This is a genomic window from Gracilimonas sp., assembly GCF_014762685.1.
Classification (GTDB): domain Bacteria; phylum Bacteroidota; class Rhodothermia; order Balneolales; family Balneolaceae; genus Gracilimonas.
Genome location: NZ_JABURM010000005.1, coordinates 121,585 through 143,102 on the forward strand (window position 1 = coordinate 121,585; position 21,518 = coordinate 143,102).

Annotated in this window: 21 protein-coding genes; 8 read left to right on the forward strand and 13 right to left on the reverse strand. The window is 42.1% G+C overall.

Annotation, left to right across the window (positions count from 1 at the left end):
* Window positions 1-158: 158 nt before the first annotated feature.
* From HUJ22_RS00780 to HUJ22_RS00795, 4 genes are read right to left on the reverse strand one after another with little or no spacing between them, the layout of a single operon-like run.
* Window positions 159-1,886 carry a cbb3-type cytochrome c oxidase subunit I gene (locus HUJ22_RS00780; protein ID WP_290872281.1) on the reverse strand — a complete coding sequence of 576 codons (1,728 nt, stop codon included), beginning with the start codon at window positions 1,884-1,886 and terminating at the stop codon, window positions 159-161.
* Between the two features lie 18 nt (window positions 1,887-1,904).
* Window positions 1,905-2,432: a hypothetical protein gene (locus tag HUJ22_RS00785; RefSeq protein WP_290872284.1), complete on the reverse strand. Its 528-nt coding sequence runs from the start codon at window positions 2,430-2,432 to the stop codon at window positions 1,905-1,907.
* 22 nt (window positions 2,433-2,454) lie between these two features.
* Complete coding sequence (locus HUJ22_RS00790; RefSeq protein WP_290872287.1) at window positions 2,455-2,601, reverse strand: hypothetical protein; 147 nt, start codon at window positions 2,599-2,601, stop codon at window positions 2,455-2,457.
* 4 nt (window positions 2,602-2,605) lie between these two features.
* The gene (locus HUJ22_RS00795; protein WP_290872290.1) at window positions 2,606-3,988 is read right to left on the reverse strand and encodes a hypothetical protein; all 1,383 of its coding nucleotides are present in this window, start codon (window positions 3,986-3,988) and stop codon (window positions 2,606-2,608) included.
* Between the two features lie 288 nt (window positions 3,989-4,276).
* Between HUJ22_RS00795 and HUJ22_RS00800 the strand changes: the two genes are divergently transcribed.
* Window positions 4,277-4,723 carry an Rrf2 family transcriptional regulator gene (locus HUJ22_RS00800; protein ID WP_290872293.1) on the forward strand — a complete coding sequence of 149 codons (447 nt, stop codon included), beginning with the start codon at window positions 4,277-4,279 and terminating at the stop codon, window positions 4,721-4,723.
* A 53-nt stretch (window positions 4,724-4,776) separates the two neighbouring features.
* On the opposite strand, the gene HUJ22_RS00805 is transcribed toward HUJ22_RS00800, so the two are convergent.
* The gene (locus tag HUJ22_RS00805) at window positions 4,777-7,641 is read right to left on the reverse strand and encodes a serine/threonine-protein kinase (RefSeq protein WP_290872296.1); all 2,865 of its coding nucleotides are present in this window, start codon (window positions 7,639-7,641) and stop codon (window positions 4,777-4,779) included.
* Between the two features lie 5 nt (window positions 7,642-7,646).
* Window positions 7,647-8,216, reverse strand: coding sequence for a sigma-70 family RNA polymerase sigma factor (locus HUJ22_RS00810; protein ID WP_290872299.1), 570 nt, complete (start codon window positions 8,214-8,216; stop codon window positions 7,647-7,649).
* Window positions 8,217-8,485: 269 nt separating this feature from the next.
* Between HUJ22_RS00810 and HUJ22_RS00815 the strand changes: the two genes are divergently transcribed.
* From HUJ22_RS00815 to HUJ22_RS00840, 6 genes are all read left to right on the forward strand, one after another.
* Window positions 8,486-8,977 (forward strand): hypothetical protein, encoded by a 492-nt coding sequence (locus HUJ22_RS00815; RefSeq protein ID WP_290872302.1) that lies wholly within the window; start codon window positions 8,486-8,488, stop codon window positions 8,975-8,977.
* A gap of 62 nt (window positions 8,978-9,039) precedes the next feature.
* Window positions 9,040-10,644, forward strand: a complete 1,605-nt coding sequence (locus HUJ22_RS00820) for a hypothetical protein (protein WP_290872305.1) — start codon at window positions 9,040-9,042, stop codon at window positions 10,642-10,644.
* Between the two features lie 55 nt (window positions 10,645-10,699).
* Window positions 10,700-11,434, forward strand: a complete 735-nt coding sequence (gene mddA, locus HUJ22_RS00825) for a methanethiol S-methyltransferase (RefSeq protein WP_366870989.1) — start codon at window positions 10,700-10,702, stop codon at window positions 11,432-11,434.
* 21 nt (window positions 11,435-11,455) lie between these two features.
* A complete protein-coding gene (locus HUJ22_RS00830) occupies window positions 11,456-12,112 on the forward strand; it encodes a class I SAM-dependent methyltransferase (RefSeq protein WP_290872311.1) in 657 nt (218 codons plus the stop codon).
* Window positions 12,113-12,127: 15 nt separating this feature from the next.
* Window positions 12,128-12,667, forward strand: a complete 540-nt coding sequence (locus tag HUJ22_RS00835) for an OsmC family protein (RefSeq protein ID WP_290872314.1) — start codon at window positions 12,128-12,130, stop codon at window positions 12,665-12,667.
* A 10-nt stretch (window positions 12,668-12,677) separates the two neighbouring features.
* Window positions 12,678-13,502 carry a class I SAM-dependent methyltransferase gene (locus HUJ22_RS00840; protein ID WP_290872317.1) on the forward strand — a complete coding sequence of 275 codons (825 nt, stop codon included), beginning with the start codon at window positions 12,678-12,680 and terminating at the stop codon, window positions 13,500-13,502.
* Between the two features lie 20 nt (window positions 13,503-13,522).
* On the opposite strand, the gene HUJ22_RS00845 is transcribed toward HUJ22_RS00840, so the two are convergent.
* The 7 genes from HUJ22_RS00845 to HUJ22_RS00875 form a co-directional block, all read right to left on the reverse strand.
* Window positions 13,523-14,692, reverse strand: a complete 1,170-nt coding sequence (locus tag HUJ22_RS00845; protein ID WP_290872320.1) for a DUF3095 family protein — start codon at window positions 14,690-14,692, stop codon at window positions 13,523-13,525.
* Between the two features lie 160 nt (window positions 14,693-14,852).
* Entirely contained in the window at window positions 14,853-15,578 is a 726-nt protein-coding gene (locus tag HUJ22_RS00850; RefSeq protein WP_290872323.1) for a DUF4382 domain-containing protein, read from the reverse strand.
* 455 nt (window positions 15,579-16,033) lie between these two features.
* Entirely contained in the window at window positions 16,034-16,336 is a 303-nt protein-coding gene (locus tag HUJ22_RS00855; RefSeq protein WP_290872325.1) for a 4Fe-4S binding protein, read from the reverse strand.
* Window positions 16,337-16,430: 94 nt separating this feature from the next.
* Window positions 16,431-17,756, reverse strand: a complete 1,326-nt coding sequence (locus HUJ22_RS00860; protein WP_290872328.1) for an FAD-dependent oxidoreductase — start codon at window positions 17,754-17,756, stop codon at window positions 16,431-16,433.
* Between the two features lie 78 nt (window positions 17,757-17,834).
* Window positions 17,835-18,809: an electron transfer flavoprotein subunit alpha/FixB family protein gene (locus HUJ22_RS00865; protein ID WP_290872331.1), complete on the reverse strand. Its 975-nt coding sequence runs from the start codon at window positions 18,807-18,809 to the stop codon at window positions 17,835-17,837.
* A gap of 82 nt (window positions 18,810-18,891) precedes the next feature.
* Window positions 18,892-19,662 (reverse strand): electron transfer flavoprotein subunit beta/FixA family protein, encoded by a 771-nt coding sequence (locus HUJ22_RS00870; protein ID WP_290872334.1) that lies wholly within the window; start codon window positions 19,660-19,662, stop codon window positions 18,892-18,894.
* Window positions 19,663-19,746: 84 nt separating this feature from the next.
* Complete coding sequence (locus HUJ22_RS00875; RefSeq protein WP_290872337.1) at window positions 19,747-20,613, reverse strand: DUF4835 family protein; 867 nt, start codon at window positions 20,611-20,613, stop codon at window positions 19,747-19,749.
* Between the two features lie 83 nt (window positions 20,614-20,696).
* Between HUJ22_RS00875 and HUJ22_RS00880 the strand changes: the two genes are divergently transcribed.
* Window positions 20,697-21,515 (forward strand): hypothetical protein, encoded by an 819-nt coding sequence (locus HUJ22_RS00880; protein WP_290872339.1) that lies wholly within the window; start codon window positions 20,697-20,699, stop codon window positions 21,513-21,515.
* Window positions 21,516-21,518 lie beyond the last annotated feature (3 nt).

Here is a 21,518-nt window from a genome sequence, read left to right on the forward strand (position 1 = left end):
GGAAAACGCCAAGAGGTAAAATATTTTTCGAGGTATGCGAGCATTTGTTCAGTTATAAGTTGTTATCAAAAAAAAACAGAAATCAGTAAAACAGTGATCAGATATCGCTAACTAATATTGATCACCGTTTACTGTTCACTGTAGAAACTCTTTTACTGTTATCCGATGTGCCACAAATCAGTTAAGGCCGCCCAGTTGGCGAAGTAGTAGATAGCAAAGCTGAGCAGGAAGATGAGCACCAGGGCAATTGTACCCGGTGTTTTTACATGGTAATCTTCCCCTTCTACTTCATAACCCTTACTGATGAGTTCATCAGTCATTTTCTGATCGCGTTCATTTTGCCAGGTTGGCATTCTCTTTCCTTTCAACGAAGGCCCAAAGAATACCGCGGCTACAATCAGTACGATGAAGAGCAGCAACCCGATAAAGGCAATTACACCGCCAATTCCCAATACACCTAAGAAGATGTGAGCAATGGGGTCAAAGCCGGTTTCAAGGTTGGCTCCGCTGAAATCGCTGTCATAAAGTCTTCTTGGCACTCCATAAGTACCGGCAAAAGACATTCCCATTGACATCACTACAATACCACCTCCAAACAGCCAGGGCTGGATTCTCGCAAGCTTCTTCAGGTAGAAATCTTTTTGGAAGATGAGTGGTACGAGGTAATAACAGAGGCCCATAAAGGCAAGGGATGTTCCACCAACAACCGTAGCATGGAAGTGCCCCGGAATTCGCAGGGTATTGTGGGCCATGATGTTAATTTGTTCTGTACCAAGCGTAACACCGGTAATTCCCCCAATAAATCCGAAGATTATTGCGGAAAGCGCCACTGCAGAGAATCCGGGATCTTTCCAGGGGAGTTTGGCAAACCAGCCAAAAATTCCTTTGTTGAACCCTTTTCGGCGCATGGCAACTTCCATGGACGCCGGGACAGTATAACCGTGAATCATAGAAGCTAGCACGGCCAGGTACATAGCATAAGAAGTGTTCCAGATTTTCCACTCAGAGCTGAGGCCGGGATCAACCAAAAGGTGATGGGCAGCAGCCAGGTTTATAAACAATATGTATAGGATAAACGCGCCACGGCAAACGGTCTCGTTAAGTGGTTTTGCTCCCGTACTTAAGGTGGCAATAAAGTACCAGACCGAAACCATTGCGGCCACATTAATCTGTTGGGAGTGGTGGCCAAGTCCCCACCATAGAAGGCGGTAAGCTCCGGGATCCATCATCTCCATCCATCCCATCGACCAAAAGTAGGTAGGAACCAATGCTGCAGCACCGTGAAGCAGGGCAACAACGGCAATGATTGCAGCTGTTGTGGCACCAAAAGTGACCAGGGGCATGGAGCCTTCATAAGTTTTATTCTTTTTGGCTTTATATAAAGTGGCGAAAAAGTTAAAACAGACAATCAAAGCTCCCACAGCGAATAAGATTATTCCAAGATAGAATAACGGGTGTGCCTGCAGGGGAGGATAGGAGGTCAGCATTACATCTGCCCGTCCGTCAAGGATGATATAGTTGGTAATAACTGCTCCGACAGTCATCAACACAAGAGAAATATATCCCAGTATTTTCGAGAATATCTCTGTGTTAAGCAGTGTTGTACTGGCGAAATAGAGAATAGCCATTTCAAAGAAAATGATCCAGAAAACAAGCATATTTGCGCCGTGCAGTGTAATCATCCGGTAGTACCAGATGTCATTCAAAAGCATCACATTTGACCAGCGTGTAAGTGCAAGTGATATTGCTGCAATGGCGCCAATTAAAAGAAAAATGACGGCTAAAACGGCATTTATTTTTGTGAAAAACTCTGCTTTTCGAAAAATGGACAATCCCGTCGTATCACAAACCCGATAAGCTGCGCTTTTTATAGTTTCAGTACTCATAAGTTCAATTCCTGTTTTTTATTCTTCGACGATTATTTTTCCGGTCATTGTATGATGGCCAATGCCACAAAACTCATTGCAGACAATGCTAAATTCACCGGTTGTAGTAGGTGTTATTGTCATCACATGATCATATCCGGGTAAAACATGTATGTTCATGTTTATTGGCAGTATAGAAAGCCCATGTTGCAAATCGGATGAGGATACATGAATGCGATAAGTCTGATCCTTTTTAAGTTTTAGGATAGGATACCAGTGCCACATTGATCCCAACAGGTAGCCATCGCCTCCGGGTTCTATTTCAGCAATGGGAATGCCATTCATTTCTCCCACTTTGTTTGTTTCTGCAAACTCATAGGCTTTAGTAACAAAGTCTGTAAGTTCTACTGCATAGGATGTTTGTGGTGCATTTTGTTTACCCTGAAAGTGCCACCAAGGCATAGTTACAGACATAACCAGGCACCATGCTAATGCCAGGCCAACCCATAACCGCTCCGCACCGGTAGGATATCGAAACCAGTTTCCTTTTGGATGAAATATGCTCATTTACTTAAAATTTAGTTTTTGGTTAAGGTAAAATTCCTTTTGGGAGGGTAAAGATTTCTACCAATCCCCAGAATGTGTAAGACAGAATTGGCACACCAAGCCCAAGAGCTAACAGCAACCAGATATTGTCCATGAATTTTTGGATAGGGTGAATTTTTTCTTCTTCCATATGATTATTTTTTTAGTCCATTGGTATATGATTTTACTACGATATAGATAAAAAGAAGACCACCGCCCATGGCAAGTAATCCTCCTATGCTCATTAGTCCAAGGCCAACCATGGCTTCCATTGAATGAATGCTTTGATCACTCCCGAACATTTTTCTGCCCATCCCTTGCATCCCTGCATAGGCAAAACCGATTACAAAAATAGTTTGTCCTATTCCAAACAAAAGAGGTTGCCAGCTCACAAGTTTTGCACTTTTTAATCCCTCAAGACTGTAGCCGTATTCTTTCATAAGTACGAATACCATTACCATGTAAGCTACTGTTACACTTCCAAGTGAAGCGTGATAGTGAGCCGGAATAAGCGTAGATGAAGTTCGGATCATTGCCCCGATTGAAAATCCGGTAACTGCAAGCAGAACGCTTACAAACAGACCGTTGAAATAGAGGTTTTTAAATAGTGGGCCTGAAATTTGGTTACTTTTGCGGGCTTTCCAGACAACATTGATCACAATTCCTATATAAATCAATACCACCGGGAAAATGAACCATCTCATTAATTGAGTAAATCCATTGTAATAAAGCTGACTTGTTGTGCCATCCATAAGAAGGAGGGGCGAGATTGAGGCAGGTATTACAAGTATGAGTAAAAGCACCCTGTTTTTAGCTTTGGAGATGGTATCTCCACCTGTCAATTTATAAAGGAGAATGAACCAAACGGTGAGCATGCCCAGTACATTTGCGAACTGCAGAATATGACCACCTCCCCACATAATTACTTCAAAAAATGTGGTGCGATTTCCAAACTCAGGAGTAATAACCCAGGATGTGATAAATGTGCAAATGGCAATTAAAACAAGTAAACCGGCATAACGAATTGATTGTTGAGCATTATCCGTATAGAACGACGGTTTTACTTTTGGTGAGTGAACAGATGATGGTTTGGATGAGAAAGTGATAATCAGTCCAATTCCGAATAAAAGAATTCCACCTACAAAAAAGGGATGGTCTAAGACGGGGATATAATTTGCAAGGATTGGCTCTGCATTTTTAAAAAAAATGCTGATTACCATCATAAATACCCCAACTATCGCCACTTTCATGGCAATGTTTAACCTTAAATTAAAAGTGGTGCTTGTCAATGATATAAATAGCACTGCAAGAAATGAGTAAAACCATACTACCAAAGCAAGATCGACATGAAGTACCAGTGACTTTCTTGCAAAAAGGGGATCATTAATAAATTCCGTCAACCCGGGGGTGCGAGCCAATACAATTACAGCAGAAAAAAGCCCGGCCAACATAAGGCTGAACAGCGCCAGCTTAAGCCAACGTTTGGAAAAATCCGTCTGTGAGAGCACGGATTCTATAGACCAGATTTCAACTGGCAACCGAATAGCCTTTTTAAGGATTGTTAACATTGATTACAGGTATGGTCAATCTTAATAGATATCTTTGTCTATAATAGGATTCTCTTAATAGATAGACAAGTCTATTAAGAAATATTTTTTATATTCTAATTAAATAATGGATTTGTAGATGTTTGAAAGATGTTCTAATCTTGCAGGAGTATGCATGAGAGGTAATTTTTTCTTGTTTCTACAGGTAATTAAAAAACTTCATCACGGTTAAATGACCATCCGGTTTCAAGCCGACTTTAACATTAGGCAGGATTCATTATGTTTCTAAATCAAACATCCCACTATGCATTAAGAGCAATGACAGGCTTGGTAAATGCAAGCAATTCAAAGCCAGTTAGTTCAAAAAAACTTGCCGAGTATTCGGATGTACCTTCCCATTATTTGTCGAAGATTATGCGGAAAATGGTGGAAGCCGGTTATGTGAAATCTCAAAAGGGGCACGGTGGCGGGTTTGTTCTAAGTGTGGACCCGAAAGAGCTGAATATTATGGATGTATTGACGGCCGCCGGATTTGAGGTGGAAGATCAGCCTTGTGTATTTGGCTATGAAAAATGTGATGAAGAAGATCCATGTCCGCTACACCCGGTATGGAAAAAGCTGAAAGATTCATTCAATGACTGGGCCTTGAATACTAGTTTCGAAGATATTAGAAAAGAGGGCAGTGTTATAGACCAGGAAAAATTTTATAAAAAGAATCAGGGTTGATTTGGTTAATACGTGGCAAGAATGAGAGACAAGGAGTAGAAAAGAATGAAGTTTTACTTGGATTGAGTTTTTGCATCCGCAAGCAGTTTACGGTATTCCTGGGCCTGTTCAGGATTCCCCCACATTTCATAGAGCTCGATAATTTGTTGAAGCAATTGCTGCCTTAACAGCTGTTCAGTATCGTCAATGTTTTGTAGCAAAGAATGGACATCCCCAATTAAAGATTCGGCTTCTGCATAAAATTCGAGATCTGTAAGGCAAGCCCCTTGAAGGCTGTGGGCTATAGCAATATCCGCGTGATCGATAGCTTGCGTCTGTTCCCGGATTTTTAATGTTTCGTGAAAAATCTTCCCGGCTTCTTGGTAATTACCAACATCCAGATGTATTTGACCTAATAAATAGTAACCGGATATAAGCAAAGGATGTTCTTCTCCTAGAGAATTGTGGTGGATGGAAATAGCTTCCCTAAGTAAAGACTCAGCTTCACGGTAATTTTGTTGATCCCTAAGCAATGATCCTAGTTGAATAAGGCTTGCGGCCACATCAGGATGACCGGGTCCGAGCAGGTCACGTTTTGTTTTTAGAGTTTCCCTGTGAAGTGTTTCAGCTTCTTCATATTCTCCGGTTATGTGTTTTATGCGTGCAAGGCTGGTTTTAAAAACCAATGCATGTGGATGATCTTCTCCAACAGAAGCGCTCATTACGGAAATCGCTTCCTTCAAAAGCTGTTCAGCTTCATTATAATCACCCTGATGACCGGCAATGAAGGCAAGGTTGTTTAGTTGAATAGCAGTGCTGTGATGTCCGGTTCCCAATACTTCATATCGTTGTTTAAGACTTTTCCGTAGCAATGTAATTGCAATATTGTAGTCACCGCTCCATGCCTTAAGAATGGCAAGGTTGTTTACAGTAGTGAGGGTCTCAGGATGTTTATCGCCCAATAAATCTTTCTGAATATCCAATGCATCTATAAAGTATGTTTCCGCCTCATTGTGTTTGCCTTTAGCCAACGATAATCCACCCAGTCCACGAAGACTTTCCGCAACTTTTTCATGCTGCATTCCATAAGCCTTACGTCGTATCTCCAAAGATTGATTTAAAAAGGATTCGGCGGTTTCCAAGTCACTTTTTACCCGCTGATGAAACATTCCCAAATGATACAAGCTTTCGGCAATACGGGGGTCATCCGGCGGGAGGTGTACCCGGCGTAATTCCAGGGCGTTCTGGTAAAGTTTTCCTGCCACGTCATAATTCCCATTTTCTTTGTGCAAATGAGCCAGGTTATGAAGGTTCTCGGATACAATTAAATGGTCGTCGCCAAATAGCTCTTTTCGAAGATTTAAGCTTCGTTCAATCAATGGACGGGCATTTTCGTATTGTCCAAGAGCCATATATATCCGCCCGGCCGCATCGAACATTCGTGCTTGGATATCAGGTTGACTGTCAAGTTGCTCGGCTTGGGCTATTCCACGTTCTAGGAGTACTAAGGTGGTTAATGTATCACCCATAGCTTCAGCTGGATCCGAGGTCTCAAGCATATCAATTAAAAAATCAGTGACCTGTTCAGCTTTGGCAGTTTCTTGTTGTGCATGCTTCAAAGCAGCTTGTGTGCGCTGCGAGTGCCAGGTAATAGTTGTGGCATAACCAATAAGCAGCAATGTAATGATGGTTGATGCAGCCACTCCTAACCTGTGACGTCGAACAAATTTGTTTACCCGATATCCCAAAGAATCCGGGTGAGCGGTCACCGTTTGTCCATTTAAATAATTTCTGACATCAGCGGCGAGTTGTTCAGCGGATTCGTATCGGCGGTCAGGCTCTTTCCGAATAGCTTTCATTACAATCGTATCCAAATCTCCTTTTAAATACTTTTGGAGTTGGGCAACTTTAGTTTGTCGGTTGCTGCTGACTTTTTTGAGTGAGTTTTCAGCATCTTTCCCCTCATGAAGTAATTCAGTGATGGCGGTACTGGGTAAGGTTGGATGCTCCTCACATATGATTTGCTCGATCTCACTTGGGGTCTTTCCGGAAACGGTATACGGGCGGCTCCCTGTTAATAATTCATATAGTACCACACCAAGCTGATAGATATCGGAAGCGGTGGTCATAGGTTCGCCGCGGACCTGTTCGGGACTGGCATAAGCAGGGGTAAGTGGCAACAAACCAGTTTTTGTTAATGATGCGGTTCCTTCAAGGATATTTTCGTGATCGAGTACCTTCGCGATGCCAAAGTCGAGCAGTTTTACGGTTCCATCTTCTGTAACCAAGATGTTTGATGGTTTGAGATCCCGGTGAACAATCAGTTTTTGGTGAGCAGATTGTACCGCACCACATACCTTGAGAAAAAGATTCAACCGCTGTTCGAGTGAGAGTTCTTTGGCATCGCAATACTCGTCGAGTGGTTGACCTTTTACATGTTCCATAGCAAACCAGGGTTGGCCGTCATCGGTGACCCCGCCATCGAGCAATCGTGCTATATTTTCATGGTTTAGTGTGGCTAAAATTTGTCGTTCAGCCTGGAAGCGGCGAGTTTGATTTTCAGTGGTAAATCCGGTTCGAAGTAATTTAAGAGCTACCTGTTGTTCAAACTGTCCGTCTGCACGTTCGGCAAGATACACACTGCCCATCCCTCCATACCCCAGGGTTTCAATAATTTTATAAGGCCCGATGTGCTCTCCTTTTTTATTTCCGGCACTATGCTTTGAGAAAACTTCTTTCAGGAGCTGTTCGGGAGGTTGGTCGAATTTTCCAGAGGTTTTATGTGCTTCAAGCAGGGATAAGACTTCTTCTTTCAGTTCCCGGTCGTCTCCACATGCTTCATTAAGGTAGGTAACTCGTTCTGCTCCTCGCAGTTCTAAAGCTGTATTAAAAATTTGCTTCAATTTCATCCAACGTTCATGTGTCATACCGTCTTCCATAAATATCAGCTTTTAGTAGTTTCAGTTAATTCCCTGTTCAACCAAGCTTTGGCCATGTTCCAGTCTCGACTTACAGTGGCTGTGGAGATGTCGAGGGCTTTGGCGGTTTCTTCAAGGGTCAAACCTCCGAAGAACCTGCATTCTACTACTTTAACTTGTCGCTCATCAATTTTTCCCAGTCGTTCCAGGGCTTGGTGAATCGAAAGGATATCTTCCAGGTTGACTCCGGTAGGTACTTTTTGAGGCCCCAGTGTTACGCGATGTCTGTTTCCCCCACGTTTTTCTGCTTTTTTCTTTACGGCGTAATCAACAAGTACGTTTCTCATAACTTGTGAAGCCATCCCATAAAAATGTGCACGGCCTTCCCAGTCAATTCTATTGAATTGGACCAATTTCAAATAAGCTTCATGCACCAGGTCGGTGGTGTTGAGAGTGTGTCCGGATTGTTCTCCCAACAGCCGGAAGTGAGCCATATCCCGCATTTCATCATATACCAATGGCATCAGCTCATCCAGGGCACTTGCGTCTCCGGATGAATGAGCTTTCAAAAGGTTAGTGATTTTCACAGTATCCATATTCCGGCCTCTCCATATTTATATTTGGTTATCAGCCTCGTAATGATAAAATAAACAGTCACTTAGAAGAAATTTAGATTTTTTTGATAGAGTACACCCTTTTTTTCGGCTTTATATAATGAACAGGTATTTCACTGATGTTGGTATCAATGCTAAAAAAGTAAAACTAAAGCACATTTTCCAATCGAATAGGCTGCCTTTATTTGTACTCAAATGAATAAAGTTGTTTGAGTCGAGGTGTCATTCACAATCAAAAAAAAATAAAAGTCATGAATTTTGAAATTACACTAACATTATTGGCCATTACAGGATTATTGATAGTGGGTTATGTTTCGAATTCCGGAATAAATACTGAATTCAAACCGGGTGATGATATTAATAACCGCATTGTGCAATCCATAAAGAGTATAGAAGGAGAATTATCAGGATTTGACTGCGCCGTGGTTGGGGAGTATTGTCCTACCACTCATCGGGGAGCTGATTACACCACCGGTGTTTTTAATAAAGAAGATGAAAGCTTCTACTTTGTAGTCAATATCCCTCAAAGTTTTTTGCAGCAGTACTTCCGCAATACTGTGGAGGTGAGTGGTACTTCCTACAACCCCTACAATCATGCTGTAGAACCTGAAACAATTCATGTGATTGAAGATGATGACCGGAGGCTCGTATACGAATCGGGTTATTTCATAGATGAAGATGGAAATCGTGCCACTTTTCAGGACGGAATTTTCAAAAATGGGAAATGGGTAGTGCCCAAATGATTGTGGAAATTTTCATCCTCATCCAGGTATCAAAAAAGAAATTGTAATAGGAGGCGTATTAAATGTTACGATTAATAATTCTTTCTTTATTCAGTTTTGCATTATTCTTTACAACAGCACCTAAGGTGTCCGTTGCTCAACAGTATAAATATGGTACTGTTGATTTCAATGTTTCTTGTAATGAAACTGTTCAGGCGGACTTTGACCGGGCACTGGCCATGTTGCATAATATGATGTATGTGACGGCTCGAAAAACTTTCAATGAGATTACTGATGCTGCTCCGAACTGCGCAATGGCTTACTGGGGAGTAGCTACCACACTATTTCAGCCGCTTTGGGGCACCCAGCCAAGTGAAGAGGACCTGCTGATTGGATGGCGAAATAGTAAGAAAGCCTTGGAGTTGGTCAATTCTGAGCGAGAGAAGTCTTTGGTAAAGGCAACGGCATCATTTTTCCAAAACCCGGAGGAAACAGATTTTTGGACTCGGATTAACCGCTGGGCTGATGGCATGGAAACCGCTTACTATGCTTATCCCGGTGATTTTGATATCGCAGCATTCTATGGACTCTCACGTTTGACACTTGCACAAACTGCTGAAGATCGTGAACCACTTCATGATGAAACCGAGATAATACTCCGTGAGATTTTTGAGCAGGTTCCAAGTCATCCCGGGGCCATTCACTATACTATTCATTCTACGGATGTTGACGGGCGTGCCGAAAATGCACTGGACATGGTAGAAGCCTATGGTAAAATTGCTCCTGATGTTCCACATGCCCTGCATATGCCAACACATATCTACGTACGTCTGGGGGATTGGCCTGAGATTATAAGATGGAACAAGAAATCGGCTGAAGCTGCTCTAGATCATCCGGTGGATGGAGCCGTATCACATCATTATTTACATGCTATTGATTACCTGGTTTATGCTTATTTGCAGCAAGGTGAGGATGAAAAAATTGAGCCTCTTGTAGAAACGTTTTGGGAGAAAGGTCGATACCAGGCCTCCACGGTTAGTTCCTATCACTTTGCAGCCATCCCGGCTCGATTAGGAGTGGAACGCCGTGACTGGAAACAAGCAGCGGCTGTTGAGCCGCGAACCCCTGAATATTTACCCTGGGATGAGTTTCCTTGGGCAGAGGGAATTAGCTGGTTCGCCCGAGGCATGGGCGCGGTAAATACCGGTGATATTGAAGGCGCAAGAGAAGCAGAACAACAACTCAGGAATCTCCGGAAGAAAGCCAAATCGAGCGGGGCTGATGACATGGCTTCTTATATCGAAATTGATAGACGCATACTTGATGGCTGGATAGTTTATAAAAGCGGAGAGGCTGAAAAAGCGGTAGAACTCATAAGATCTGCCGCTGAACTGGAATCCACTACCGAAAAGCATCCGGTTACTCCCGGCGCATTATTACCAGCTAATGAAGCTTTGGGTGAGCTGCTTATGAAACTTGATCGTCCTGCTGAGGCGCTGGAAGCTTATAAAGCATCCAATGCTATATGGCCGGAGCGTTACAATACATTACTTGGTGCTGCACGAGCTGCCAGAAAGGCGGGAAATGAATCAACAGCCCAAAAGTACTATGAGAGGCTACTCGATAATGCCAGAGATTCGAAGCGAACCGGCATCCGGGAAGCACGAGGTTCTGTTACCAAGAACTGAATGTTATAAACTAACATATCACTTAATAAAATAAATATGAGGTAAAATCAGAATGATTGGTCGAATACTTTCTTTCATCTATGGAATTATAGCTTATATCATATTCCTGGGATCTTTTCTTTATGCAATCGGTTTTGTAGGGGAATTATTGGTTCCAAAAGGAATTAATACAGGTTCTGAGTCCCAAAATCTAATCTATGCGCTTTTGATTAATGCAGGTTTACTTTCCCTGTTTGCCATTCAGCATTCGGCGATGGCACGTCCCGGGTTTAAAAAATGGTGGACTAAAATTATTCCGGCTCAAGTTGAACGGAGTACCTATGTACTGATTAGCAGCTTAATACTATTTTTTTTGTTTTGGCAGTGGCGCCCCATGCCGGAGATAATTTGGAGTATTGAAGAAGGTGCCTGGCAGATGCTATTAACCGGCTTGTTTTGGTTGGGATGGGGTATTGTATTGCTCTCCACGTTTATGATCAATCACTTTGATCTTTTTGGTTTGCGGCAGGTATATCTGCACTTGAAAGGTGAAGCAATTACACCGGTGCAATTTAAAGAGCCATGGCTTTATAAATATCTACGTCATCCACTCATGCTTGGGTTTATTATTGCATTTTGGGCGACTCCTTATATGACCCTTGGCCATCTTGTATTTGCAATTGCGACAACGGGTTATATTTTTATAGGTATATGGTTTGAAGAGCGGGATTTGATTCGAAGTCACGGGGAGAAGTATAGAGAATACCGCAAGCGGGTCCGGATGCTCTTGCCATTTCCCAGAAAGAGCTAAACTGAAAAATCAAAAGTTTCTATGGAAGACTTAAAACTGATTGCAGACCAACTTCGCAAGCCGGCCGGAGAATTTGCCGGTAAAGTTGCTGATAAGATGAGTATAGGGAATCGACCTCTGTACGATCTTGCCCTTCAAGCCATGGAGATCAAAGAGAATGATTTGATTCTCGAAATTGGTTTCGGAGGCGGTGAGCATTTTAAAGATTTTCTTACCAGGGTAGAAAATGTTCAAATCCGCGGTATCGATTATTCAGAGGATATGGTTGAAAGGGCAAGTGCCAATAATGGTAATTTCATTGACTCCGGCTTGCTTAAATTATTTTTAGGAAACAGTAATAGTCTTCCTTTCAAAGACGAAGCATTTGATAAGGTTTTTTGCAACATGGTGGTCTATTTCTGGGAGGATCCTGCAGAGCACCTGAAAGAAATTCGTAGGGTACTGAAGCCGGGAGGAAAATTTTATACCGGAATGAGGTCCAGGGAAAGCATGCTTGACCTTCCTTTTACAAAGTATGGGTTTAATCTTTATACAGAGACCGGCTGGAGGTCGATACTGGAAGAAAATGAATTTTCAGTACAGGGCTCCACACATAAAACTGATCCTGTTCTTAAAGAAGGTGAAGAAGAAATACAATTGGAATCGATTTTTATCACATCGGAAAAATCAAACGAATAAAAAAAGGCTATTGGAATGGCAGATCAGGAGATCATTAAAAAGGCGTATGAGCGAAACCGGAAGTTACTGTCCATAAAACCCTCAAAAGGGCAGTATTCAACTACCACAAAAGTACGGCTATATGATGGAACCAGTTGTGAAGTTGAACACGGACCGTGGAAATTTACTGCGGATATTGGTAAAACTGAAGGTGGCAATGATGCCGGCCCGGGGCCAAGTATTTTGGAAAGGGCGGCACTGGGGAGTTGTCTTGCAATCGGATATGCAAAATATGCGGCTGTTATGGATGTGCTTATCGAAAGCCTGGAAGTAGAGGTGGAAGCAGATGTAGATGCAAGGGGTGCATATGGAATTGATGATTTGACACCGGGTTATAAAGGACTAAGGTACAAGGTGTTCATTCAAAGTCCGGCTTCTGAAAAAATTATAAATCAGGTCATCGAAAAAGCGGATGCCCACAGCCCGGTTTTAAAAAATTTTACTCGCCCTAATGAGGTTGAACGGGAAGTCAACATTCTAAAAAGCGAAAAAGAAAAACTGGAAACCAAAAACTGATAATAACACTATGGAACCAAGACTGCAGCGACGTGTACAGCGATACGGCTGGGATAAAGCCGCAGAGTATTATGAAGACTCCTGGAAGGAACAACTAAAACCGGCGCAAGACAAGCTCATGGAAATGGCTGACTTGCAGCCGGGCGAAAAGGTGCTGGAGACGGCCTGTGGAACCGGACTGGTGACAGTTCGTATCGCAGAAGCCGTAGGGTCTGACGGGAAAGTGGTTGCTACGGATCTTTCGGATGGAATGATTGAGATAGCAGAATCGGAGGCAGAAGAGAAAAATGTCAAGAACGTAAATTTCCGGAGAATGGATGCAGAAGACCTGAAACTTGATGACGCTTCTTTTGATGCAACTATTTGTGCTTTAGGGCTCATGTATGTACCTGATCCTGTGGAGTCACTGAAGGAAATGAATCGAGTTCTTAAACCCGGGGAAAGAGCAGTGGTAGCCATTTGGGGTGAACGAAAAAACTGTGGTTGGGCAGATATTTTTCCGATCGTAGATAAGAGAGTGGCTTCCGATGTTTGCCCACTTTTTTTTCAGCAGGGAACCGGCAATACACTAGAGCATTCTTTGGCTCAAGCCGGCTTTGAAGAGATACAGATAGAGCGTTTTTCTGCCACCCTTCATTATCCTGATCCCGAGGTCGCCATTATGGCTGCTTTTGCCGGAGGGCCGGTAGCCCTGGCTTACAAAAAATTTGATGAGCAGACCCGGAAAGAGGCACATCAGGAGTACCTTGATTCGATTGCTGCTTACCGAAACGGAACGGGATATCAAATTCCCGGAGAGTTTGTGGTTGCTAAAGGAATTAAGCCAAATAGTTAATGGTCTGAATACAATGCCGGTCAACTCATTTTAAGTTGTAAAAGCCGGTTTTTTAATTCCTGGGAAGCCTTGGCATAACCGCCATCGGAACCGTCCACAAAATGAATATGATAACTTTGATAGCTTCTTACATAACAAGTAATCATAGCTTCGAAGGAAGAATGCACTCCATAAACCAGGTTTCTTTTTGAAAATTCTTCATCTAAAAACTGAATCATTTTCATCCGTTGCTGTATGGTGCCGGAAGCCATGAATCTTAAACCGTTTCCAAATTTTTTATAATCGGCATGTTGTATTAAATCGGGCTTATAATCTCCCCAGTTAGTTGAGTTGGTTTTCTTTTTAAATTTCATGAGATACAGTCCGGTTAATAATTGTAACATCATTCTCCCGAAATGTTTTAGCTTTTTTATAAGTGTGGGCGGCTGTGTTCTAAGCTTCCATTCAACCCCCAAGAGCAAGGGGTTAACAGTCATCTTTAACGCGTCTTTCCGGATAGGGTGGTAATCCTTTTCATCTCCAAAAATCTCAGCAATTTTGGCAAAGCATCTCTCATAGATTTCAGCGCTTTCTGCATTATTTTTTTCATAAGTCTGAATTAAATATGCAGCCACTTCATCCTTACCACTGGGTACTTGACTCCATCTGCATTCCAATCCTGAAAAATCAGCTTCAATAGGTTCAGTTTTTTCTAACCGGTTTTCCTTTTTAATGAGTTCTTCGGCATAAGTAACTCCGCTTCCCCAAAATATGGTTTGATCGATAAAATCAGATAACCTAAGCCGTGCAATCCCAATGTCATGACCTGCTTCTCTAAGCTCCTTCATAGAAACGATGCCTGCTGCCATTTCCAGGTCATAAGCATTTTTTACAGCGTTTTTACAGAAAGCCAGGATTCCCTTTGCCTCGTCAATTTTTTGATTGGGAAGTGCAATCAGAGAGCCGTCTCCACCAAATAGATGAGGAAGTAAGTTTTCCTGATCATAAAAATTATTTAGAGCGGCAATAAGAGATGCCCCTGCCATATTCACTTCTTTATACTTACCCATACGGATGGCATCGGTGGAGCCTCGAATATCTGCTAAAGCCAAGTGCCAGTTGTCCGGAAGGGGGGTGTAAAGCTTAGGGTTAGATACTTCTTTGAAAGTAGGGACAATATTCAGGCTTTTATAAAATTCAGCAGTATTCATTTATAAATGTGAATTAATATTGTATTTGCTAAAGCGGGCTCACCTAAAATAGAGAAAAAAAGATAGTATTAATTGGGTGTTGGAAAGGTATAATATAGTGTATAAAAAAAGCCCGCTTCTTTTGAAGCGGGCTTATGATTTTAATTCAATTGTCAGGTTTTTAGGAGCCCGAACCTTCTAATTGGATAGGCTCTTCGAACTCAAAATCTTCTCCATCTTCAATTTCGATGCCTTCAATTAAAGAATCGGCATATGCTTCATTAGTTGGATTGACCCATACATTGTAAGTATCATTTGCCAGTCCAATTAATGTGAAATTGCCTTGATCATCAGCTTGAGTGCCAACGGTATCTTCACCGGCAATGGCATACACAAAGGGCTCTGCTTCTAATGGTAGTACTGTTCCAGCTATACTGCCTTGAAACTGTAGATTTACAGTTCTAAGTACCGGTTTTAAGATATAATCACCACTGCCGTTTTCAACAACAGATTGAGAAGCATCAAAGTCGATGACCAATTCATATACCTGGCCTTCTTCAACATCGGCTTGTACGTTTAATTTATATCCGGATTGTTGAGAACTTGGTGTGGTAAGAGGATATGTTTCTCCATCTATAACCACATTGTTATTATCACCAAGGAGTAGTCGGATTTGGTTATATCTTCCTGCTTCCAACTCGGTTTCACCTAAATCAAGTAAGGTTCCATTCTGATAGTCAAGCAGGTTAACAATAAGGGAATCATCCATGATGGGATTCCATCCATTTTCTTCGTCTTCGGCATCTTCAGGCGCCTCTGCTGTCTCGTTCTTGTTAACTAAAACCTGAAGAATCTCAATGTTTACTTCATCGTAGTTAGCGGGTGCATCAGTGAGAGATACTGTCATAGTCCCCGTTCCGGGCCCACTGTTAGTATTACATGCCGTAAAGGCAAAAGAAGTGATTAGAACTAATAAAAGGGATAAAAACTTATATTTCTTTATTAAATATTGCATTTTTGTTATTCGGTTATTTGAAATTCACTTATTTAAACAATTCTAAGTGCAATATGTTCCAACAAAATAGGGGGTAGAAATGACTAATTTAAATTTATTATAATTAGTTATTTACAAGAACGAATTGGATGCTTTTTTTCATGTGGTTGTAATCTTCGCCTTGAGTTGAAATAAAAGATTGCAAAGATTAGAATTAGAGAGGGATTCTCCTGAATTCAGGAAATTGATAAGCATTGTATGAGGTAGACAATATTGTTTGTTACTCAAAAAAACTATGGTGTTGACATAAAAAGTATTACGATTTTACGCTGGGAAACCCCACAATACTATAAAACGAGAAAGGACTATTAACCAAAGTTCCAGGTAATACCCCGACCAATCTCAGGATCAGGAAAATTCCAATCCACGGCTCCCTGATCACAGGCATACATGCAGGTTCCACACTCGATGCAGTCTTCCACCTGAAAATGCACTTGTCCGGCATCATCCATAGTATAGCAGTTGGCAGGGCAAACATAAGTGGTGCATTTATGCGGACAGGTAGAGTTGCAAATATCCGTATCCACAATAATATGCGGCTTGATCTCTGATTTAGCCTGATTTCGGTAGCTTACAAGTCCGAGGCGTTCTGTTAGTTTGAGGTTTTTCATATTGTTTAGCTTTTTGAAAAGTTTTCAGCCGTCAGCTCTCAGCTTTCAGTTATGATTCAAAATAACTGAAAGCTGAAGACTGATAGCTGAAAGCTTATAATGATTTTCCTGCTTTAAATCCTAATTTCGCGAGTTCCCAGAAAGAGGCATGTCGCTTCACAGCTCCCTTCAGCATATCTTTAGATTTCGGTGTTGGTTCATTCTTGATGGAGAAGAACTGTCGGCCAAAATCGCAGATTAAATTTGGTACTTTTTGTTGCATGGTTTCGGTATGAAGGAGATGCACAGCATCCTGAAATCCGTTAATGTCCTTCATTACATAACTTTCATCCATCACTTTGCGATACTCTTTTAAAGTAGCAGAGCTGAAATCACCTTTTTCTTTGGCTTTCACAATAGTCTCTGCGGCCAAAATTCCCGAGCGCATGGCATAATCCATTCCCTGAATGGCTTTTCCGGCATTCATCAATAAATTTGCAGATTCTCCGGCCAGTAATACCCCATCTTTATACAACTCCTTTGGCATTGCTCGTTTATCACCTGAAGAAACCACATGAGCAGAATATTCTACCACTTCTCCGTCTTTGATGATATCGGCAATGGCAGGATGTGTTTTGAAATGATTCAGTACATCATGCGGACTCTTTTCCTTTTCACGCATGTCTTTAATGCCGAGTACCAATCCTAAAGAAATGGTATCCCGGTTGGTATATAAAAATCCACCGCCTTCAATACCATCGGTAGCCCAGCCTACAAATTCGTTACTCATCCCGCTGAGTCCATTGAGCTGAAACTTCTGCTCCAGCACTTCCTGATCGAACCGTATAATTTCTTTGATTCCGGTAAGCATATGGTCGGCCGGGACGTAATCATCCTGTAAACCAACCTGACGGGTGAGCAGATTATTCACGCCCTCGGCAATGATCACAGAGTCAGCATGGAACTCATCTTCGCCGGTCTTGATGCCAACGGCTTTATCATTTTCCATCAGTACTTCATCAACCTTTATGTTGGTTGCAATGAAGGAATCCATGGCGTAATCGGAGGCATCGATAGCTTCCTGAACCTTCCCGGACAGCCAGTTGTCAAATTTCGACCGGAGTACAACTACTCCGTTATATGGTGTTTCATTAAAGTGAGAAGATTTGAAATCAAGAGTGAAAGCAGATTGCTCGTCCATGAGGGTGAGCCGGCGATGATTGATAAATCGCTCCCATCCTCCGTCTTTCTCCTCCCAATAATTGGGAACTAGTTTCGCAAGATCACTTCCCCACAAAACACCACCGGATACATTTTTAGATCCGGCAAATTCACCGCGTTCGATGAGGAGGAATTTCATGTTATTTCGGGCAAGCGTCATAGCTGCAGCCAAGCCTGCTACGCCACCACCAATTACGATACAATCAAACTTTTCGTCCATAAGGATAGTTTTGAGTTTTGAGTATTGAGTCTTGAGTGGTACAGTTAAAACTCACCACTCAAAACTCAATACTCACTACTAATTCTTGATTTTCTTGAGTTCTTCGATAAATGGGGGGAGTACTTTGTATAAGTCTCCTACAATTCCGTAGTCTGAAATTTCAAAGATGGGGGCATCAGGGTCTTTATTAATGGCTACGATCACTTTGGAGTTTGCCATACCGGCCACGTGTTGAATGGCTCCTGAAATTCCAACGGCAATGTATAATTGTGGGGACACCACTTTCCCGGTTTGACCGATTTGTAAACTTGGATCGTATATACCGGCTTCTGTCAATGCCCGGGAAGCTCCGATTCCTGCATTTAGCACTTGAGCCAGTTCAGAGATCAGTTTTTGACCTTCTTCATCCTTCACGCCACGACCGGCCGCTACAATCGATTCAGCTTCGTTCAGGTCGATGGTATCACCGGAAGCAGAGATAATTTCTTTGAGGATGGCTTGCAGCTCGCTGTCTTCCATGCAGAAATCAACATTCACGACTTCTGCTGAAGTCTCATTTTCAGCTAGGTCATATGAGCCGGACCGGACGGAAACGAGCACGGTGTCGCCTTTAGCTTGGGTGTTGGAAATAATCTTGGCAGCCATCACCGGACGCTTGGCTTTAACGCCACCATCCATCAATTCAAAAGAGGAAACATCGGGCAGTACTGCTGCATTTTGATTGGCAGCAAGTGCGCCTAATATGTCTTTGGTACTTTCAGTTGATGCGAATGCAAACACGGAAGGATTTGCGGATTCCATCACCTTAACAAGTGCTTTCAACAAAGGTGTATTCATGTGATTTTTGAAGATCGGGTCTTCCACTACATACACTTTGGAGGCTCCGTATTTTTGAATGCCTTCCACAAATGAAGAAGCATTGGAATCCACAACTACAGCCTCAACGGAATGTCCGCCTTGATCAGCAAGCTGTTTACAGTGAGATAGAACCTCTAATGATGATCGTTTGATTTTGCCGTCTGCAATGGCGATGTGTGTTAAAATAGTACTCATGAGTAATTCCTTTCAGTAATAATTTTGAATTATGGATTTTGAATGAGTTCCCGTATTCAAAATCCAACATTTCTAATTTCTCTTAAATAACGTTTGCTTCCGTATCCAGCAGTTGTGCTACTTCGCGGGCGATCTCGTCCGCTTCGCCTTCAAATTTCTTACCGGCCTCACGTTCAGGCTTTTCTTCGTAGCCGAGAACGGTAGTGCTGGCAGTTAACTCGTCTTCACTCAAGTCAAGAGATGAAAGTTCAACCTGCTCCATCGGTTTACGCTTGGAGGCCATAATTCCTTTCAAATTCGGAATGCGCGGCTCGTTCATATCATTGGAACATGTGACGGCACAAGGGGTTGGAAGCTCGATCATCTCCTGACCGGTATCTCCCTGACGTTTTACAATAAGCTTACCGTCTTGGGCTTTTAATCCAACCGCATTGGTGGTGTAAGGAAGACTCAGCATTGCAGCTACCATGCTTCCGGTAAGTCCGGCGTCAGTATCCTGAGCTTGTTTTCCAAGAGATAGCACATCGTATTCTTTGTCTTCAAAGAATTTAGCAAGAATCCGAGCGTAAGACCCTGAGTCAAAGTTTTCATCTCCTGATGCTACTATATGAGTTGCTTTATCTGCACCCATGGCAAGTGCTTTCCGGATAGTTTCAGAAGCTTTGGCTGAACCGATACAAACCACCTCCACTTCACCGCCATGTTTTTCTTTAAGAACGAGTGCTTCTTCAACTGCGGAGGCATCGTATGCGTTAAGGATCTGTCGGTCAGCATCCTGAATCAGCTGGCCGTCTTTGATTTGAAGAGGTGCATTTACATCAGGCACCATTTTAATACAAACGTAGAATTTCATTCGTTAAGATTTTTCGACTTCAAAATTTCAATTATGGAACCGCTTTTTTGGGGCGCTAATATACAAAACCAAGATACAAATGTCTTAGTTCTGTAAGCTTTCATACTCCGATAAATGTCCCTGATCTGTTTGTCTTAAAACATTATAAGCTTCAAGGCGGATATTACTTTCAGCGCCGTTAAAAATAGCGGCTATTTCACGTGATTTGGTATCAAAAAAAATATCAAACAGATAGTTGCTGGTAGATCGCCGTTTGGCTGTTTGAATTTCTTTTAGAGACTCCAGTACTTGCTCTCTCGCTTCATCAGGTTTACTTATAAATTGATCGAGCCCTAATCTATGGTAACGATAGTAGGCAGTTCGTAATGAACGATAATTTGAAGATACTAAATCAGTTACCAATGTATTTCGGTTTCTGCGATTGTTCGCTGTGCGTGTCCATCCGGACGCCGAAGTTGTTTGAGCAAGGCTTACAATATTTTGAGCTTTCAAAAAATAATCAGATCCTCCCAATTCTGAAAAGGTATCAAAGTCATACCCAAGCATTATGTAACTGTAGAAATCAATAAAGCCTGTAAGAGCATCAAATTGAAGTTCATCATGAATCAGGCTTTTACCTTCAGGATAATGAAATTGCCATGAATTATCGCTTAACAATACCGTAGTTGTTTTAGCAACCGTGTTATAAATTGGCCGCTGAACCTGGAACACAGTTTCAGCTGAAAATGTAAAATCTGAAGTTCCATTGGTAAATACAATCTGGATTTGACAGTCTATGCGCTCTTCTTGCTGAAATTCCTCATTCGTCCAATTATACTCATTGATGTAATTTTCCAGAGTTGGTTTCAAGTTTTGAAGGTAATCAAAAGAGGATCCTTCTAACTGCTCTATGTTAATATCAACGTTGCAATTAAATTCCTGAGCAGAGACGGCTGTTTCAAAAACAAACAAAAAAATCCCGCAAAAAAGAAAGGGCTTTAGTACATTAGCGTATGTATTTAGGTATATCATATCAATGATTATAATGATTTGTAATGATACGAATACAACATCTTCTTTATAAAATTTCTTTATCGGTAGTTTTCGGGTTAATCACCTCGTCTTTGTTTGCTCAATTAACTATGGGGGCAAAAGGATTAGGTATGGGGCAGGCTACAACTGCAATACCTGGGTACGAATGGGCTCTTTTTGCAAATCCGGCTTTGTTAAACAGCGATAATGCAGCCATAGGATTTTACGGACTCAGAAATTATGGCTTTGCAGAACTTACCGATATGTCTGCAACCGGAAGTGTGCCAACCAAACTTGGTGTGGCAGCTTTAGGGTTCCATCGTTATGGAGATAATTTATTTAGCGAAACCCGAATTCGGTTTGGGTATAAAAATGATTGGCAAATGTTGCATTTTGGGGTAGTAGCCAACTACAATCACATATCTTTTGGAGCTGATTACGGTTCCGGGGGTGCTTTGGGGTTAGATGTAGGAATAGCCGCTGAGTTAGCAGAAGACCTATGGATAGGGGCCAGGTCAACCAATGTAAATCACCCTGAATATGGAGACATTGATGAAGAATTAGCAAGAGAAATGGCCATCGGTTTTACGTACGGGTTAAATGAGCTGGCCGTGTTCGCTTTTGACGTAGTTAAAGATGTTCGGTTTCCGGTTTCTTACAGGGGTGGTTTGGAAATAGCCGTAATCGAAGACTTGAAAGGGAGGGTGGGGATCACGACAGAACCCTTAAGCTATTCTTTAGGATTCGGATACGGAAAAGACCGATGGAGTTTTAATTTCGCGGTACAAAAACATGAACTTTTGGGGTTCAGCCCCGGCATTGATTTTATGCTTTACTTTTGATGA